Here is a 17,249-nt window from a genome sequence, read left to right on the forward strand (position 1 = left end):
CCTGCTGCGAGAATCGAACCACCCATGCGCCACCAGACTCATGACCTGCTTGCCCCGGTGCCGGGCACTGCGCGGCAGATCCACAGTTTTCACTTCGGGCCCACCGAGGGGCCGGGCAAGATCTACATCCAGTCGTCCCTGCATGCCGATGAATTGCCCGGCATGCTGGTGGCCTGGCACCTCAAGCAACGCCTGAGCGAGCTGGAAGCCGCCGGGCGCCTGCGCAGCGAAATCGTCCTGGTCCCTGTGGCCAACCCGGTGGGCCTGGAGCAGGTGCTGATGGACGTTCCATTGGGGCGCTACGAACTGGAGAGCGGGCAGAACTTCAATCGCTGGTTCGTCGACCTCAGTGACGAGGTCGGCGACCGGGTCGAGGGGCTGCTGAGCGACGACCCGCAACACAACCTCGAGCAGATCCGCGGCAGTTTGCGCGAAGCCCTGGCCCGCCAGGCACCCGCCACCCAATTGCAATCCCAACGCCTGGCCCTGCAACGCCTGGCCTGCGATGCGGACATGGTGCTGGACCTGCATTGCGATTTCGAAGCCGTGGCCCACCTGTACACCACCCCGCAAGCCTGGCCCGAGGTGGAGCCGTTGGCGCGCTACATCGGTTCGGAAGCCAGCCTGCTGGCCACTGATTCGGGCGGTCAGTCGTTCGACGAATGCTTCACCCTGCTGTGGTGGCAATTGCAGCAACGCTTCGGCGATCGCTATGCCATCCCCCAAGGCAGCTTCTCCGTGACCCTGGAGCTGCGCGGCCAGGGCGACGTCAATCACGGCCTGGCCAGCCTCGACTGCCAGGCCCTGCTGGATTACCTGACCCACTTCGGCGCCATCGACGGCCAGGCGCCGCCGCTGCCAGAGCTGCCCTACCCGGCCACGCCCCTGGCGGCGGTGGAGCCGGTCGCCACTCCGCAGGGCGGCCTGCTGGTGTTCAGCGTGCTGCCGGGGGAGTACCTGGAAGCCGGCCAGGAGGTGGCGCAAATCATCGATCCGATCACCGATCGGGTAACCCCGGTGCACTGCCAGAACGCCGGGCTGCTCTACGCCCGCTCGCTGCGACGCATGGCCACTGCCGGCATGGTGGTTGCTCACATTGCCGGCCAACAGGCCTATCGCACCGGCTACCTACTTTCGCCTTGAGGATGCACGCCCCATGTACAAACTGACCATCGAAGGCCTGCACAAATGCTATGGCGACAACCAAGTGCTCAAAGGCGTTTCGCTCAAGGCCAAGACCGGTGACGTGATCAGCCTGATCGGCGCCAGCGGCTCGGGCAAAAGCACCTTTCTGCGTTGCATCAACTTCCTGGAAACCCCTGACGACGGCGCCATGAGCCTGGACGGCCAACAGATCCGCATGGTTAGCGACCGCCACGGCATGCGCGTGGCCGACGACGCCGAACTGCAACGAATCCGCACTCGCCTGGCCATGGTCTTCCAGCACTTCAACCTGTGGAGCCACATGACCGTACTGGAGAACATCACCATGGCTCCGCGCCGAGTGCTGGGCGTCGGCAAGCAGGAGGCGGAAGAGCGGGCACGGCGCTACCTGGACAAGGTCGGCCTGCCGGCGCGCGTCGCCGACCAATACCCGGCGTTCCTCTCCGGCGGCCAGCAACAACGGGTGGCGATTGCCCGGGCCCTGGCCATGGAACCGGAAGTCATGCTGTTCGACGAACCCACCTCGGCCCTGGACCCGGAACTGGTGGGCGAAGTGCTCAAGGTGATCCAAGGCCTGGCCGAAGAAGGCCGGACCATGATTATGGTCACCCATGAAATGAGCTTCGCCCGAAAGGTATCCAGCCAGGTGCTGTTTCTGCACAAAGGCCTGGTAGAAGAAGAAGGCACACCCGAGGAAGTACTGGGGCATCCAAAAAGCGAGCGCTTGCAGCAGTTTCTCAGCGGCAACCTTAAATAAGCGCTGAGTGGCCCCGCCAGACGGACTCCCAGGATTCTCGACGGGCGGGGCGCATCACGCTCAAGGCTCACGCCACAGGCGCGGGAGGCGGTTCGTCCGGCAAGGTGGGCTCGCCAGGTTCGGTCGGTTCAGTGGGTTGTGGGTAGTCAGGATCGGGCTGACCGGGAATGCCGCCTGCCAGACTTATGGGAGGATGGGCCAACAAGGACCAGGCCAATACGCCCACCTGATTGGGCTCAAGCTTGGCCAGTGCTGCACTTATTCGCGGATCGATCTTCATAGGGCACTCCTGAGCTGTGCCCGGTACGCCTTGCGCGAACCGGAGCAGTACACCCAATAGAGTGCCTGCCCGCTCAGGAATTCCCACGGTTCGTCAGGAGGACGAACTCAGGTACGCGGCAGAGTGACGCCACGCTGGCCCTGGTACTTGCCGCCACGGTCCTTGTAGGACACTTCACACTCTTCGTCCGACTCCAGGAACAACATCTGCGCCACGCCCTCGTTGGCGTAGATTTTCGCCGGCAAGGTGGTGGTGTTGGAGAACTCCAGGGTCACGTGGCCTTCCCACTCGGGTTCGAGCGGCGTCACGTTGACGATGATGCCGCAACGGGCGTAGGTGCTCTTGCCCAGGCAGATGGTCAGCACATTGCGTGGAATACGGAAGTACTCGACGGTGCGGGCCAGGGCGAAGGAGTTCGGCGGGATGATGCACACGTCGCTCTTGATATCGACAAAGCTCTTTTCATCGAAGTTTTTCGGATCGACGGTGGCCGAGTTGATGTTGGTGAATACCTTGAATTCGTCGGCGCAACGCACGTCGTAACCATAGCTCGACACACCGAAGGAGATCAGCCGGTCAGCGCCTTCGCCCCGCATCTGGCGCTCGACAAAGGGTTCGATCATGCCGTGCTCTTGCGCCATGCGGCGAATCCACTTGTCCGATTTGATGCTCATGGCGGGTGTCCTGAATAGCGAGGTGGAAAAATTCTGTCCGGCATCTTACCGGGGCGCGTCGTCGGGTTCAAAGTCTGGGCGGTTTTTCTCGCCGATACCCACAATCCACAAGGCCTTGCGAGCGACAAGATCACCGTCAGTCACGAAAACTGAGAAACCTTCGCAAAGATCATTGGCACGTTAGGGAAAAAGGGTTAAGGTGGCGCCACTGTGTTGCTTGTGTCACTGAGAATCTCTACACGATGTTGAATTTCGATCCAACCATCTCCAAGAATTTTTCCTGCTCTTTGCACTCAGTCTCGGCCAGGGCTTTTCCTGAGTCGCAGTTAACTTTGTCCAAGGAGATACACCATGTCTAATCGCCAAACCGGTACCGTTAAGTGGTTCAACGATGAAAAAGGCTTCGGCTTCATCACTCCACAATCCGGTGACGACCTGTTCGTACACTTCAAAGCAATCCAATCCGACGGCTTCAAAAGCCTGAAAGAAGGCCAACAGGTTTCTTTCATCGCTACCCGCGGTCAGAAAGGCATGCAAGCTGAAGAAGTTCAAGTTATCTAACTTGTACTGATCCAGTAAAAAGCCCCGCCCTCAACAGCGGGGCTTTTTTGTGCCCGTAGGTTTGTGCCCAATGGTTTTTCTCTTGCTCGCCGGCCTGCTCCCTCAAGCCAGCACTGCCAAAAGCGCGCCTGTATTTACCAGGTCACGCCGAAACCTGCGGTGTAGCGGGTCTTGCTCAAATCGCTGTCTTGGGTCCCGCTGATCACGTCCTTCTCGGCCTTGAGATTGAGCGAAGCCCAGTCGGTAACCTTGTAACGCAAGCCCATTTCGGCATCCAGCGCGTAGTCAGCCACATTCGACAACGGCCGCCCCACCTCGCCATTGGTGAAAAACTCGACCCGCTTGCCGATCAGGTAACGGTTGTAATTCCACTTCATGGCCAGGGAGTAGAAGTTGTCTTTGCCACCATCGGCATATTCATAGTCGGTGCGGTTAAGCAGCGAGCCCAGGGAGAAAGCGCCCAGCTCGTCATCCCAGAACTGGTAACCCGGACCGGTACCCACCACTCGTTGCTGCGCGAGGTCTTCGACCTTGTCACGCTTATAGCTCAAGCGCCCCTGCCAGAACCATTTCTCGGTCAGGAAGCGGTCCAGCGCATATTCAGCGCCCCAGTTATCGGTGGTCACCACGTCATCCTGGAACTCACGGTTGTATTCGCCCTCGGCGGTGTGCCGCCAGCGGCCATGACGCGCCGTGGTCTTGAAGTTGACGTCGTAGTCGTCCGTGTCTTTTTCCGCCCGCTGGTAATCCATGGCGACATCCACGTTGCCCTTCCACACCAGGTCTTCAACCACGGGTTTGGGCTTCATGATCTGTTGAATACTGGCCAACTCCACGGTCTTCGGCTCGCCATTGGCCAACACCACTTTGCCATCGTCCGAAGCCTTGAGTGACTTGGCCTTCTCGCCACTGTAAGCATCCTGCTTAACCAGCAATTCCTGATCACTCTCCAGTGTCTTGACCTGCTTCCAGTCAATACTGATGGAGCCGCCGTAATCGGTCTGGATCAACAGCTTGCCACCGTCGAACACCCGGATCTTGCCGCTCAACCGGTCACCGTTTTTCAACCACACGGTGTCAGCCAGCAAGGGCGTGGAGGCACTGAAAACAGCTAGGCACAACAGGGTTCTGGGCAACATAAGCGGACACAGGGCTCGATTTTGCGGAAAAAAACGTCATTATCCCGCAGGATAAAAACCTCAGTCTGGACTGACCCGGGTATTGCAACCGAGTTCAATACGCATTTCGTATTCAGCAGCACCACCGACCAACGACCGACCGCCCATCAGGAAACGCGCCCGTGACCGACCCTATCGAGGACGCTCAAAGCCCCGCCGACATTCGCCGCACCGCGCTCTACCTGACCCTGGCCCAAGTACCCGCGGGCAAGGTCGTGAGTTATGGCCAACTGGCCGAAATGGCCGGCCTGGGCCGCGCGGCGCGCTGGGTTGGGCGCACCCTCAGCCAATTGCCCGCCGAGACCAGCCTGCCCTGGCACCGAGTTCTGGGCGCAGGTGGACGCATCAGCCTGCCACTGGGCAGCCCCTCAGGCGACGAACAGCGCGCCCGCTTGCGCAGCGAAGGCGTATTCATCCGCAACAATCGCGTGGATATTCAGCACCATGGCTGGCGCCCGGTAGAGCACAGCGGTTAGAGTGCGCGCTTTGTTTCCGTACTTCTTGAGGCAGATTCCAGCCCATGCCCCGTAAAACCTGGCGCGCCGCGCTCGCCGCCTATGCCAGCCCCTCGACGCTCGTGCTGTTGCTGCTTGGTTTCGCCGCCGGCTTGCCCTACATGCTGGTGTTCTCGACTCTCTCCGTCTGGCTGCGCGAGGCTGGTGTGGCCCGCGAAACCATCGGTTACGCCAGCCTGATCGGCCTTGCCTACGCCTTCAAATGGGTCTGGTCGCCACTGCTCGACCAATGGCGCCTGCCCTTGCTGGGCAAGCTCGGACGCCGCCGCTCGTGGCTGGTCCTGTCGCAAACCCTGGTGATTCTCGGGCTGGTCGGCATGGGTTTTTGCGACCCGCAAAAGCACCTGTCCTGGCTGATCGCCATTGCTGTGCTTGTGGCCTTTGCCTCCGCCACCCAAGACATCGCGGTCGACGCCTATCGCCTGGAAATCGCCGATGAAAGCCGCCAGGCAGCCTTGGCAGCCAGCTATATGTCCGGCTATCGGGTGGCCGCCCTGCTGGCCACTGCCGGCGCCCTGTTCTTTGCCGAAGGTTTTGGCTCCACCGGTTTCAGCTACAAGCACTCAGCCTGGGCCGGCACCTACGTGCTGTTCGGCGTACTGATGATTCCCGCCTTGCTGACCACCCTGTTTATGCGTGAACCGCCCGTGCCGCTGCGCACCCAACTCTCAGCTGGGCGCTACAGCTTCGTGCACCAGCTGGTCTCGGTGTTCGTGCTGATCGTGTTGCTGGTCTCGGTGCCGGCCATGTGCACCCAGCTGTACAACACCGACTTCGCCAGCGTGCTGTTCAATGGGGTCAGCCCGCTGGACCTGCTGCTGGAAGACCGCGCCTTCCTGCGGGCCATCCTCTACACCACCCTGACTGCGTTGTGCCTGTCGGCCATGGGCCGCCGCGGCCTGGCGCCGGTGCTGACACCGGTCAACGACTTCATCCTGCGCTACCGCTGGCAGGCCTTCCTGCTGCTGGGGCTGATCGCCACCTACCGCATGTCCGATACGGTCATGGGGGTGATGGCCAACGTCTTCTATATTGACCAGGGCTTCACCAAGGACCAGATCGCCAGCGTCAGCAAGATCTTCGGCCTGATCATGACCCTGGTCGGCGCCGGCATGGGCGGCCTGTTGATCGTGCGCTTCGGCATTCTGCCGATCCTGTTCATCGGCGGCGCTGCCTCGGCCGGCACCAACCTACTGTTCCTGATGCTCGCGGACATGGGGCCCAACCTGCAGATGCTGGTGGTAACCATATCCCTTGATAACTTCAGTTCCGGCCTGGCCACCTCAGCCTTCGTCGCCTACCTGTCGAGCCTGACCAACCTCAAGTTCTCCGCCACCCAATACGCCCTGCTCAGCTCCATCATGCTGCTCCTGCCACGGCTGATCGGCGGCTACTCGGGAGTGATGGTGGAGAAGTTCGGCTACCACGACTTCTTCATGATCACCGCCTTGCTGGGCGTGCCGACCCTGATCCTGATCGCCCTGCACTGGTTCCAGGAAAGTCGCCGCGCAGCGCCGGCAGATGCGGTAGAACCCGCGCCGAACAACGCGGTAAACAAAGAAGAATCGTAGGAAACCCAGGGGCTTGCGCGCTTTTGCCCGAGCCCCTGGCGCCCTCCGGCCGCAATCCTGTACGCCAGCGGAACTCGCCCGTACAATGCTCCGTCATTTCTAGTCTTCAGCAACCGACAACGGCCTACCATGCGCACCAGTCAATTTTTGCTCGCCACACAGAAAGAAACGCCTTCCGATGCGGTCGTGATCAGCCATCAGTTGATGCTGCGCGCCGGCATGATCCGCAAACTGGCCTCCGGCCTGTACACCTGGCTCCCCATGGGCCTGCGGGTGATGCGCAAGGTTGAAGCCATCGTTCGCGAAGAAATGAACGCCGCCGGCTCGCTTGAAGTGTTGATGCCGAGCACTCAACCGGCTGAGCTGTGGCAGGAATCCGGTCGCTGGGAAGAATACGGCCCTGAGCTGCTGCGCTTCAAAGACCGTCACGGTCGCGATTTCTGCGCGGGCCCGACCCACGAAGAAGTGATCACCGACCTGGCCCGCAACGAGCTGAGCAGCTACAAGCAACTGCCGCTCAACCTGTACCAGATCCAGACCAAATTCCGTGATGAGATCCGCCCACGCTTCGGCTTGATGCGCGGCCGCGAATTCATCATGAAGGACGCGTATTCCTTCCACGCCGACCAGGCGTCGCTGCAGGTCACCTACGACCGCATGCACCAGGCCTACTGCAACGTGTTCAGCCGCCTCGGCCTGAACTTCCGCCCGGTTGAAGCGGACAACGGCTCCATCGGTGGTGCCGGCTCCCACGAATTCCACGTACTGGCCGAATCCGGCGAAGACGATATCGTCTTCAGCAACGGTTCCGACTACGCGGCGAACATCGAGAAAGCCGAAGCCGTGCCACGGGAAACCTCCCGTCCAGCGCCGGCTGAAGAGCTGCGCCTGGTGGACACGCCCGAAACCAAGACCATCGCGGCCCTGGTGGAGAAATTCAATCTGCCGATTGAAAAGACCATCAAGACCCTGATCGTGCGCGCCGAGGAAGAAGGCAAGCTGATCGCCCTGGTAATCCGCGGCGACCACGAGCTCAATGAAATCAAAGCCGCCCAGCAGCCTGGCGTAGCCAGCCCGCTGGTCATGGCCACGGACTCCGAACTGCGCGACGCCATTGGCGCTGGCGCTGGCTCCCTGGGTCCGCTGAACCTGCCATTGCCGATCATCATCGACCGCTCGGTCGAGCTGATGAGCGACTTCGGCATCGGTGCCAACATCGACGACAAGCACTACTTCGGCGTCAACTGGGAACGCGACCTGCCCGTACCGACCGTTGCCGACCTGCGCAACGTGGTGGCCGGCGACCCGAGCCCAGACGGCAAAGGCACCCTGGAAATCAAACGCGGCATCGAAGTCGGGCACATCTTCCAGCTGGGCAACAAGTACAGCAAGGCGATGAAGTGCGAAGTGCTGGGCGATAACGGCAAGCCGGTCACCTTGGAAATGGGCTGCTACGGCATCGGCGTTTCCCGCGTGGTAGCTGCCGCCATCGAGCAGAACAACGACGCCAACGGCATCATCTGGAGCGACACCCTGGCGCCATTCCAGATCGCCCTGGTGCCCCTGCGCTATGAAACCGAGCAGGTTCGCGAAGCCACCGACAAGCTCTACGCGGAACTCACCGCCGCCGGCTTCGAAGTGCTGCTGGACGACCGTGACAAGAAAACCAGCCCCGGCATCAAGTTCGCGGACATGGAGCTGATCGGCATTCCTCACCGGATCGTGGTCAGTGACCGCGGCCTCGCCGAAGGCAACCTGGAATACAAGAGCCGTACCGAAGCCGAGGCACAAGCGTTGCCGGTGGCTGACGTCCTGCCCTTCCTCCAAGCCCGTATCCGTCGCTGAAACCAGATCAAGAGAAGTCATGTTCAAGCGAAACACCTTAGGCCTCGGTGGTGCCGCCTTGTGCGGCGCCCTGCTGGTCAGCGGCTGTGCCAACCACATGTCACAACGCAGCGAGCACGAGGAGCGGGTCGAGCGCAAATTGCTCGACCATAGCCTGCAGATCGATGTCGGTGAGCCTAAGGTGCTTGAGCTGCCGCAGCGTCGGGTGCGGATCCACGAGCAAAAGACCTTCGAAGTCACTGAGTTCGAAGTCACACGTCGCTACGATCGCTACACGCCCTACCAACCCTGGCGAGAACTCTACGAGGTGCCGATGGGCGCGGTAGCGGTGGTCGCCGGGGTCGGCGCCAACATCGTCAACGTGTTTGCGCTGGGCAGCCTGCCGGACAGCGTCACCAAGGACTGGATCAGCTACGGCGTGTCGGGGCTCAACCCGTTCATGAACGTGCAATCCCACGGTCGCGCGCAGCAGAACCTGGCGGGCATCGATGAAGTCCAGCGCGACAAGCGCCTGGAGTATTCCAGCCTGCCGTGGAGCGAGCGTCCGGTGGAGGTCAAGGCCGGCAAGCTAACCCACGAGCTGAGCACCGATCGCAACGGCGTACTGCGCCTGAACCTGCTGGACAGCCCCTTCTCCGAACAGGATCTGAACCGCATCAGCACCCTGCAGATCAGTGTTGAAGATGCCCAGGACGAAGTGCACTCCGATTCGTCCCTGAGCCTGAGCAGCACCCTGCGCGGCAAACTGGTGGAAGCCCACGGGTTGATTTACGACGACCTGGAAGACGACGAAGTGAGCCAGTGGGTACACCGGGTCAAACGTCTGTCGGAGCTGGGCCTGGAAGAGGAAGCCAGCGAGCTGGAGCAGAGCCTGATCGAGCTGACCCGCAACGATCCGGAACTGCAGAGCGAGTTTCTCAAGTCCCTGACCAAGAATGCCGGTCGACTGGTCGCCGACCCCGGCAACCACTGATCCCTGTATGGGCCGCTTTGCCGGCCCCTACAACACGCCCCGAAACAGCTCCAGCTGTTCGTGACCGCCACGCAGATCCTGCAGACGCACCCCAATCCCCAGCAACCGCACCGGCTTGCCACCACGCTTGAACGCCTGCGTCAGCAACTGCCGATAACTCTCCAAGTCCCGACCTGCCCCCGCCTGCTCCAGGGTGGTCTGGGTGAAGTCGTGGAATTTCACTTTGACGAACGGCTTGCCCGGGCGATAGCTGCTGTCGATCCGTTCAATGCGGCCCGCCAGGGTTTCCATCAACTCGGGGAGTTTCTCCAGGCAACTGTCGAGGTCCGGAAGGTCGACGTCGTAGGTGTTTTCGACGCTGATGGATTGCCGGCGGCTGTCGTTCTGCACCGCCCGCTCGTCAATCCCCCGGGCCAGACTCCACAGGCGCTCGCCAAAACTGCCGAACTCACGCACCAGGGCCAGCTTGCTCCAATCGCGCAACTGCAGGCAGTCGACGATGCCCAGGCGCCCCAGCTTGTCCGCCGTGACCTTGCCGACGCCGTGCAGCTTTTTCACTGGCAATGCCGAGACAAAATCCTCGACCTGGTCGGGAGTGATCACAAACAGCCCGTTGGGCTTCTTCCAGTCACTGGCGATCTTGGCCAGGAATTTGTTCGGCGCCACGCCCGCCGACACGGTGATGTGCAACTGATTGGACACGCGCCGACGAATGTCTTGGGCAATGCGCGTGGCGCTGCCGGCAAAGCTCGGGCTGTCGGAGACATCCAGATAGGCCTCGTCCAGGGACAAGGGCTCGATCAGGTCGGTGTAGTCGCGAAAAATCGTGTGGATTTCCTTCGATGCCTCGCGATAGGCGTCCATGCGCGGCTTGACGATCACCAAGTCCGGGCAAAGGGACAGAGCATGCCGAGAAGACATGGCCGAACGCACGCCATAGGCGCGCGCTTCATAATTGCAGGTCGCGATCACACCGCGCCGCTCCGCCGAGCCGCCCACTGCCAGCGGCTTGCCGGCCAGTTGCGGGTCATCGCGCATTTCGATGGCGGCGTAGAAGCAGTCGCAATCGATATGGATGATTTTTCGCTGCATCATTTAAAGGCAGTGTTCATGGACGGATAAAACGCTGACAGCAAAGTGGGGCGCCAGTATCGCACTGGCAACTGTATATAGCACCAGTGCCTTGAGTGACCGAACGATCAGCGCCAGCCCGCCAACGCATTTATTTGACCCTGTGTTCAAAAATGGTCAATCGGGCTACAAGCCCCGCCCCGCCTACTCCAATGCCTCTTCAGCAACCTTGCTCAGCGCGCTAAGCGATTGAACCTCAAGCACTTTTTAAAATTTAGCGATTGACACCCCAGCGTTCCTCTGTAGAATGCCGCCACACAGACGCGGGATGGAGCAGTCTGGTAGCTCGTCGGGCTCATAACCCGAAGGTCGTCGGTTCAAATCCGGCTCCCGCAACCAAACATCAAAAAAGGCTACTCGAAAGAGTGGCCTTTTTTGTATCTGTTGAAAAAGTCCTTTCGCAACAATGATCTGTCAGTCTGCAGCGAACCGTCAGCGCGTCCGTGACTGCATGCCCATAACGGCTATGCTCAGTGTCAAACACCCCTTTCAACCTTGCTCAAGCAGGGTCGCCGGACGACGGTGAGACGCGTTAATATTTGAAATTATTTTTTCTACAGGGATTGGTAACTTGGCTGGATACCCCCATCCTGTCGCGCACAATCCAAGAGGTGATTGATGCGCGCCAACTCGTCTGATTCACAAGACACCGATACCGTCACGACAACCCCACCGATCACAGTCACTCGCTTGCGCTGGCTGGACCTGTTGAGCAAATACCGCCAGCCGATCGGCCTGGCTGTGACGCTGCTGCTGTTCGCGATCGCCTTGATCGCCTGCCGCCACTTGCTCAGCGAACTCGACCTATATGCCCTGCACGACTCGATTCTTGAGGTGCCGAAACCAGCCTTGCTCGGCGCACTGGGGGCGACCATTGCCGGTTTTATTATCCTGCTGGGCTATGAATGGTCCGCCAGCCGGTATGCCGGGGTAAATCTGCCAGCCCGCACCCTGGCCCTGGGCGGCTTCACCGCCTTCGCCATTGGCAATGCCATCGGCCTGTCGCTGCTCTCGGGCGGCTCAGTGCGTTACCGGCTGTATGCGCGCCACGGCCTGGGGGCCTCTGACGTCGCCCACATGACCCTGTTCGCCAGTCTGTCCCTGGGTTGTGCCTTGCCGCCTCTGGCAGCCCTGGCCACCCTGAGCAACCTGCCTGCGGCTTCGGCAGCGCTGCATCTGTCGGAAGGCCTCCTGGGTGGCATTGCCATCGCCGTGCTGTTGTTGGGCACGGTCCTGGCCATTGGCATTTATCGCCGCCGCCTGCCGGAACAGCCATACGCCGACAACCTGCTGGTCAAGGCGGGGCGCCGCACCCTACGCCTGCCGGGTCGACGCCTGACGTTCCTGCAACTGATCATCACTGCCCTCGACGTCGCCGCAGCCGCCACCGTGCTGTACCTGCTGCTGCCCGAAGCCCCGCCTTTCGGTGCATTCCTGCTGATTTACCTGCTGGCCCTGGCCGCAGGCGTACTCAGCCACGTGCCCGGCGGTGTCGGGGTGTTCGAGGCGATTCTGCTGGCCGCCTTCGCCGACCAACTGGGCGCTGCCCCATTGGCCGCCGCCTTGCTGCTGTACCGCCTGATCTACGTGGTGCTGCCGATGCTGGTGGCCTGTGTGCTGCTGCTGATCAATGAAGCCCAGCGCCTGTTCCAATCCCGCCAGTCATTACGCGTGGCCTCAGGCCTGGCAGCGCCGATTCTCGCGGTATTGGTGTTCCTCTCCGGCGTGGTCCTGCTGTTCTCTGGTGCAACCCCGGAGATCGATACCCGCCTGCAACATATCGGCTTTCTGATTCCGCACCGCCTGGTGGACGCTTCGCACTTCGGTGCCAGCCTGATCGGCGTGCTTTGCCTGCTGCTGGCCCAAGGGTTGCGTCGACGCCTGTCGGCGGCCTGGATGCTGACCACCATTCTACTGCTGGTGGGCGCCCTGCTCTCTCTGCTCAAGGGTTTCGACTGGGAAGAAGCCAGCCTGATGACCCTCACCGCCAGCTTGCTGGCCGTGTTCCGCCGCTCGTTCTATCGCCCGAGCCGACTGACCGAACTGCCCTTCTCGCCGCTGTACCTGGTGGCCAGCGTCTGCGTGCTCGGTGCCTCGATCTGGCTGCTGTTGTTCGCCTATCAGGACGTGCCCTACAGCCACCAACTCTGGTGGCAATTCACCCTCGACGCCGACGCCCCTCGCGGCCTGCGCTCGCTGCTGGGTGCTGCAGTGCTGCTGGTGGTGGTGTCCCTGACCTGGTTGCTGCGCACTGCTCGCCCAGTCATCCACCTACCCAACACCGAAGAACTGGATCGCGCTGCGAAGATCCTGATGGCCTCGTCGCAACCCGACGGCGGCCTGGCCCTCACCGGCGACAAGGCACTGCTGTTCCACCCCAACGACGACGCCTTCCTCATGTATGCCCGTCGCGGCCGCAGCCTGGTGGCGCTGTACGACCCCATCGGGCCGACCCAGCAGCGCGCCGAGATGATCTGGCAGTTCCGGGACCTGTGCGACCTGCACCACGCGCGACCAGTGTTCTACCAGGTCCGTGCGGAGAACCTGCCGTACTACATGGACATCGGCCTGACCGCCATCAAGCTGGGTGAAGAAGCCCGGGTGGACTTGAAACGCTTTGATCTCGAAGCCAAGGGCAAAGAGATGAAGGACCTGCGCTACACCTGGAACCGCGGTACCCGCGATGGCCTGTCCCTGGAAATCCACGAGCCCGGCCAGGCGCCGATGGACGAGTTGAAGGTCATTTCCGATGCTTGGCTGACCGGCAAGAACGTGCGGGAAAAAGGCTTCTCCTTGGGCCGCTTCAGCGATGACTACCTCAAGCACTTCCGTATCGCCATCATCCGCTTCGAAGGGCGCCCGGTGGCCTTTGCCAACCTGCTTGAGACCTACAGTCATGACCTGGCCAGCCTCGACCTGATGCGCGCCCACCCGGACGCGCCGAAGCTGACCATGGAATTCATGATGGTCGGCCTGATCCAGCACTATAAGAGCCATGACTACGCTCGCTTCAGCCTGGGCATGGTGCCCCTGTCGGGCCTGCAACCACGCCGTGGCGCGCCGCTGACCCAGCGCCTGGGCTCGATGGTGTTCCGTCGTGGCGAGCAGTTGTACAACTTCCAAGGGTTGCGCCGCTTCAAAGACAAGTTCCAGCCCGACTGGGAACCCCGTTACATGGCTGTGCCCGCCGGACTGGATCCGCTGGTGGCGCTGGCTGACACCGCTGCCCTGATTGCGGGCGGCCTGACTGGATTGGTGAAACGCTGATGATTCGACGCTCCCTCAAGTACATCCTGGCCGCACTGATCGTGCTGGCCGTGATTGCCGGCGGCGGTTTCTGGTACCTCAAACGCCCGGTACCTGAACCGACCCTCGAACAGCTGAAGCCGGCCGATGGCACCGCCATGACCCGCGTCATCCCTGGCACCAAGCCCAAGGCTCAGGTGCTGGTGGCCGTGACCGAAGAGCAAAAACTCAGCGACAAACAACTGAGCACCCTGAGCCGCAGCGCCTCGGCGCAGATCGTTCAGGTGATTCTGCCCAATGACTGCCTGCTGCAAAGCCGCGCCCTGCAAACCGGCCTGCGTGAACTGAACGGCCCGGCAACGCTGGTCAGCGGTATCGGCCCTGGCGCGGTACTGGCCTGGCGCTGGTTGGCCGAGCAGAAGGACGACAAGGCTCAAGCCATCTCCGTCGACCTCGCCCTGGAAAAACCTGGCTGCACTCACCTGTTGCCAAAATCCGCCGCCCACGGCCACTGGCTGGTGGCATGGAACGACAACCCGGACGACGCCAGCGCGGGTTTCGTGCGCGATCAACCGAACGCCGAAACCAGCATCAGCGACTACGACATCAATCTGCCGCAAGTACTGAACAACGAACTGCGCAAGATCCTCGTCGGCGGCGACAAGGCCAATGGCGGTCTGCAGATTCCAGTGGTGGAAGTTCCGGCAGGGCAAGCCAAAGACACCGTGACCCTGTTCCTTTCCGGTGACGGTGGCTGGCGCGACCTCGACCGTGACGTGGCCGGCGAAATGGCCAAGATCGGTTACCCGGTGGTGGGCATCGACACCCTGCGCTATTACTGGCAGCACAAGAGCCCGGAGCAGAGCGCTCTCGACCTCGCCGAACTGATGCAGCACTATCGGCAGAAATGGGGCACCAAACGCTTCATCCTGACCGGTTACTCGTTTGGTGCAGACGTATTGCCAGCGATCTACAACCGCCTGGCCGAAACCGAGCAGCAACGCGTCGACGCAATCATCCTGCTGGCTTTCGCCCGCACCGGCAGCTTCGAAATCGAAGTGGAAGGCTGGCTCGGCAACGCCGGCAAAGAAGCCGCCACCGGCCCGGAAATGGCCAAGCTGCCGCCGGCCAAGGTGGTGTGCATCTACGGCGAAGAAGAGACCGACGAAAGCGGCTGCACCGACAAAACTGCCGTGGGCGAAGCCATGAAACTGCCTGGCGGCCACCACTTCGACGAGAACTACCCGGCCCTGGCCAAGCGATTGGTAGAGATCATCGAGAAGCGCCAGGCCAAGGCCGAATAACCCCGAACACAGTAGGAGCCGGCTCGCCGGCGATCACAGTAGGCCGATCGCTGGGAAGCCAGCTCCTACAGCCTGGTGCGCAGAAGCAGTAGCAAGCGGCAAGCGGCAAGCGGCAAGCAGAACAGCTGCCGCTTATAGCTTGAAGCTTGCAGCTCCCCCCAAGGGCCTACATCTCGACCTGGGTCCCCAGCTCGATCACCCGGTTCACCGGCAGGTTGAAAAAGCGCAGGTTACCGTTAGCGTTTTTCAGCATGAAGGCGAACAGCGCCTCGCGCCAACGGGCCATGCCCACCAGCTTGGAAGCGATAACCGTCTCGCGGCTGAGGAAGTAAGTAGTGCGCATCGGGCTGAAGTCCAAATCATCCAGATGGCACAGCTTCAAAGCTTCCGGCACATCCGGCTCATCAGTAAAGCCGAAATGCAGGATGACCCGGAAGAAACCCTCGCCGTACGAATCGACCTCAAAGCGCCGTTGCGCCGGCACCCGCGGAATATCCTCGTAGACCACCGTCAGCAGTACCACTTGCTCGTGCAGCACCTGGTTGTGCAGCAAGTTGTGCAGCAAGGCATGGGGCACTGCGTCCGGACGGGCCGTGAGGAACACAGCGGTGCCCTGCACCCGATGGGGTGGCTGTACGCGAATACTGCCGATAAAGATCGGCAGTGGCAGGCCACCTTCGTCCAGGCGATCCACCAGCAACTCCTTGCCGCGTTTCCAGGTGGTCATGAGCAGAAACAGTACGATCCCCGCCAGTACCGGGAAAGCGCCGCCCTGGAAGATCTTCGGCACGTTGGCGGCGAAAAACAGCCCGTCCACCAGGAGGAACCCCACCAGCAGCGGCACCACCAGCAGCGGCGGCCATTTCCACAGCAACAAGATCACCGCCGACACCAGAATGCTAGTGATCAGCATGGTCCCGGTCACTGCCACGCCGTAGGCCGAAGCCAGGGCACCGGAGGACTCAAAACCGAGCACCAGCAGGATCACACCCACCATCAACGCCCAGTTCACTGCGCCGATGTAGATCTGCCCCTGCTCGGCGCTGGAAGTGTGCTGAATGTGCATCCGCGGGATGTAACCCAACTGGATCGCTTGGCGAGTCAGGGAGAAGGCCCCGGAAATCACCGCTTGAGACGCGATCACTGTGGCCAGGGTAGACAGCACCACCAGTGGAATCAGGGCCCAGCTCGGCGCCAGCAGGTAGAAGGGGTTGCGGGCGGCCTCTGGGTTCTCCAGCAGCAGCGCGCCCTGGCCGAAGTAGTTCAGCACCAGCGCCGGCAGCACCAGGGCGAACCAAGCCCGGGCAATAGGCTTGCGCCCGAAGTGTCCCATGTCGGCGTACAAGGCTTCGGCACCGGTCAATGCCAGAACCACCGCCCCGAGGATGGCGACCCCCATGCCCGGGTGGACAATGAAGAAGCGCACGCCCCACATCGGATTCAGCGCCTGCAGCACTTCCGGGTGCTGGAGAATGCCGTTGACCCCCAGCCCGCCCAGGACCACGAACCACGCCACCATCACCGGGCCAAACAGTTTGCCGATGCGATCAGTGCCGTGTTTCTGGATCAGGAACAAGGCCACCAGTACCACCAGCGCCATCGGCACCACCCAGTGTTCCAGGCCGCTGAATGCCAGCTCAAGCCCCTCTACCGCCGACAACACCGAAATCGCCGGGGTGATCATGCTGTCGCCATAGAACAGGGCCGCACCGATCAGGCCCAGAATCACCAGCATCGAACGCAAGCGCGGATAGGAGCCGGCAGCCCGCCTGGCCAGCGCGGTCAGGGCCATGATGCCGCCCTCGCCCTGGTTGTCGGCCCGCAGGACGAACAGTACATACTTGATCGAGACGACCCAGACCAACGACCAGAAAATCAGGGCCAGGATGCCAAACACCCCGTCGTGATTGACCTGAACCCCATAATGGCCGGCAAACACCTCCTTGAGGGTGTAGAGCGGACTGGTGCCGATATCGCCATACACCACCCCGACCGCCGCCACCAGCATCCCCAGAGGCTTGCCGCCGGAGTGCTCGCCACTCGCCGCCTG

Annotated in this window: 14 protein-coding genes and 1 tRNA gene; 10 read left to right on the top strand and 5 right to left on the bottom strand. The window is 61.6% G+C overall.

What is annotated here, in order from left to right:
* The first annotated feature begins 24 nt into the window (after nt 1–24).
* On the top strand, nt 25–1,143 hold the full coding sequence (locus tag M1B34_RS18970) for a succinylglutamate desuccinylase/aspartoacylase family protein (RefSeq protein WP_123336542.1): 1,119 nt from the start codon (nt 25–27) through the stop codon (nt 1,141–1,143).
* A gap of 13 nt (nt 1,144–1,156) precedes the next feature.
* A complete protein-coding gene (locus M1B34_RS18975; RefSeq protein ID WP_123336544.1) occupies nt 1,157–1,921 on the top strand; it encodes an ABC transporter ATP-binding protein in 765 nt (254 codons plus the stop codon).
* A 67-nt stretch (nt 1,922–1,988) separates the two neighbouring features.
* Here M1B34_RS18975 and M1B34_RS18980 read toward each other — a convergent pair whose 3' ends face one another.
* The gene (locus tag M1B34_RS18980; protein WP_123336546.1) at nt 1,989–2,201 is read right to left on the bottom strand and encodes a hypothetical protein; all 213 of its coding nucleotides are present in this window, start codon (nt 2,199–2,201) and stop codon (nt 1,989–1,991) included.
* 107 nt (nt 2,202–2,308) lie between these two features.
* On the bottom strand, nt 2,309–2,875 hold the full coding sequence (gene dcd / locus M1B34_RS18985) for a dCTP deaminase (RefSeq protein ID WP_017126297.1): 567 nt from the start codon (nt 2,873–2,875) through the stop codon (nt 2,309–2,311).
* A 351-nt stretch (nt 2,876–3,226) separates the two neighbouring features.
* Here dcd and M1B34_RS18990 point away from each other — a divergent pair, with 351 nt between their 5' ends.
* Nucleotides 3,227–3,436 carry a cold-shock protein gene (locus M1B34_RS18990; RefSeq protein ID WP_002554837.1) on the top strand — a complete coding sequence of 70 codons (210 nt, stop codon included), beginning with the start codon at nt 3,227–3,229 and terminating at the stop codon, nt 3,434–3,436.
* 134 nt (nt 3,437–3,570) lie between these two features.
* Here the strand turns inward: M1B34_RS18990 and M1B34_RS18995 are convergent, their stop codons facing one another.
* Nucleotides 3,571–4,575 (bottom strand): DUF481 domain-containing protein, encoded by a 1,005-nt coding sequence (locus M1B34_RS18995; protein ID WP_123336548.1) that lies wholly within the window; start codon nt 4,573–4,575, stop codon nt 3,571–3,573.
* Between the two features lie 161 nt (nt 4,576–4,736).
* On the opposite strand from M1B34_RS18995, the gene M1B34_RS19000 reads away from it, so the two are divergent.
* From M1B34_RS19000 to M1B34_RS19015, 4 genes are all read left to right on the top strand, one after another.
* On the top strand, nt 4,737–5,090 hold the full coding sequence (locus M1B34_RS19000; RefSeq protein ID WP_268263654.1) for an MGMT family protein: 354 nt from the start codon (nt 4,737–4,739) through the stop codon (nt 5,088–5,090).
* Nucleotides 5,091–5,134: 44 nt separating this feature from the next.
* A complete protein-coding gene (locus M1B34_RS19005) occupies nt 5,135–6,700 on the top strand; it encodes an AmpG family muropeptide MFS transporter (RefSeq protein WP_268265942.1) in 1,566 nt (521 codons plus the stop codon).
* A 129-nt stretch (nt 6,701–6,829) separates the two neighbouring features.
* Nucleotides 6,830–8,545, top strand: coding sequence for a proline--tRNA ligase (locus M1B34_RS19010; protein ID WP_268265943.1), 1,716 nt, complete (start codon nt 6,830–6,832; stop codon nt 8,543–8,545).
* Nucleotides 8,546–8,564: 19 nt separating this feature from the next.
* Nucleotides 8,565–9,518, top strand: a complete 954-nt coding sequence (locus tag M1B34_RS19015) for a hypothetical protein (protein ID WP_268263652.1) — start codon at nt 8,565–8,567, stop codon at nt 9,516–9,518.
* A 27-nt stretch (nt 9,519–9,545) separates the two neighbouring features.
* Here M1B34_RS19015 and dinB read toward each other — a convergent pair whose 3' ends face one another.
* A complete protein-coding gene (gene dinB / locus M1B34_RS19020; RefSeq protein ID WP_268265944.1) occupies nt 9,546–10,613 on the bottom strand; it encodes a DNA polymerase IV in 1,068 nt (355 codons plus the stop codon).
* A 298-nt stretch (nt 10,614–10,911) separates the two neighbouring features.
* On the opposite strand from dinB, the gene M1B34_RS19025 reads away from it, so the two are divergent.
* The 3 genes from M1B34_RS19025 (at nt 10,912) to M1B34_RS19035 (ending at nt 15,199) form a co-directional block, all read left to right on the top strand.
* Nucleotides 10,912–10,988 (top strand) — tRNA-Met (locus tag M1B34_RS19025).
* 279 nt (nt 10,989–11,267) lie between these two features.
* Nucleotides 11,268–13,916 (top strand): bifunctional lysylphosphatidylglycerol flippase/synthetase MprF, encoded by a 2,649-nt coding sequence (mprF, locus tag M1B34_RS19030; RefSeq protein WP_268263650.1) that lies wholly within the window; start codon nt 11,268–11,270, stop codon nt 13,914–13,916.
* Nucleotides 13,916–15,199 carry a virulence factor family protein gene (locus tag M1B34_RS19035; RefSeq protein WP_268265945.1) on the top strand — a complete coding sequence of 428 codons (1,284 nt, stop codon included), beginning with the start codon at nt 13,916–13,918 and terminating at the stop codon, nt 15,197–15,199. Before mprF ends, M1B34_RS19035 begins: the two co-directional genes overlap by 1 nt.
* Nucleotides 15,200–15,365: 166 nt before the next feature.
* On the opposite strand, the gene M1B34_RS19040 is transcribed toward M1B34_RS19035, so the two are convergent.
* Nucleotides 15,366–17,207, bottom strand: coding sequence for a potassium transporter Kup (locus M1B34_RS19040; RefSeq protein ID WP_425273525.1), 1,842 nt, complete (start codon nt 17,205–17,207; stop codon nt 15,366–15,368).
* Nucleotides 17,208–17,249 lie beyond the last annotated feature (42 nt).

Source organism: Pseudomonas morbosilactucae (assembly GCF_023241715.1).
Lineage (GTDB): Bacteria > Pseudomonadota > Gammaproteobacteria > Pseudomonadales > Pseudomonadaceae > Aquipseudomonas > Aquipseudomonas morbosilactucae.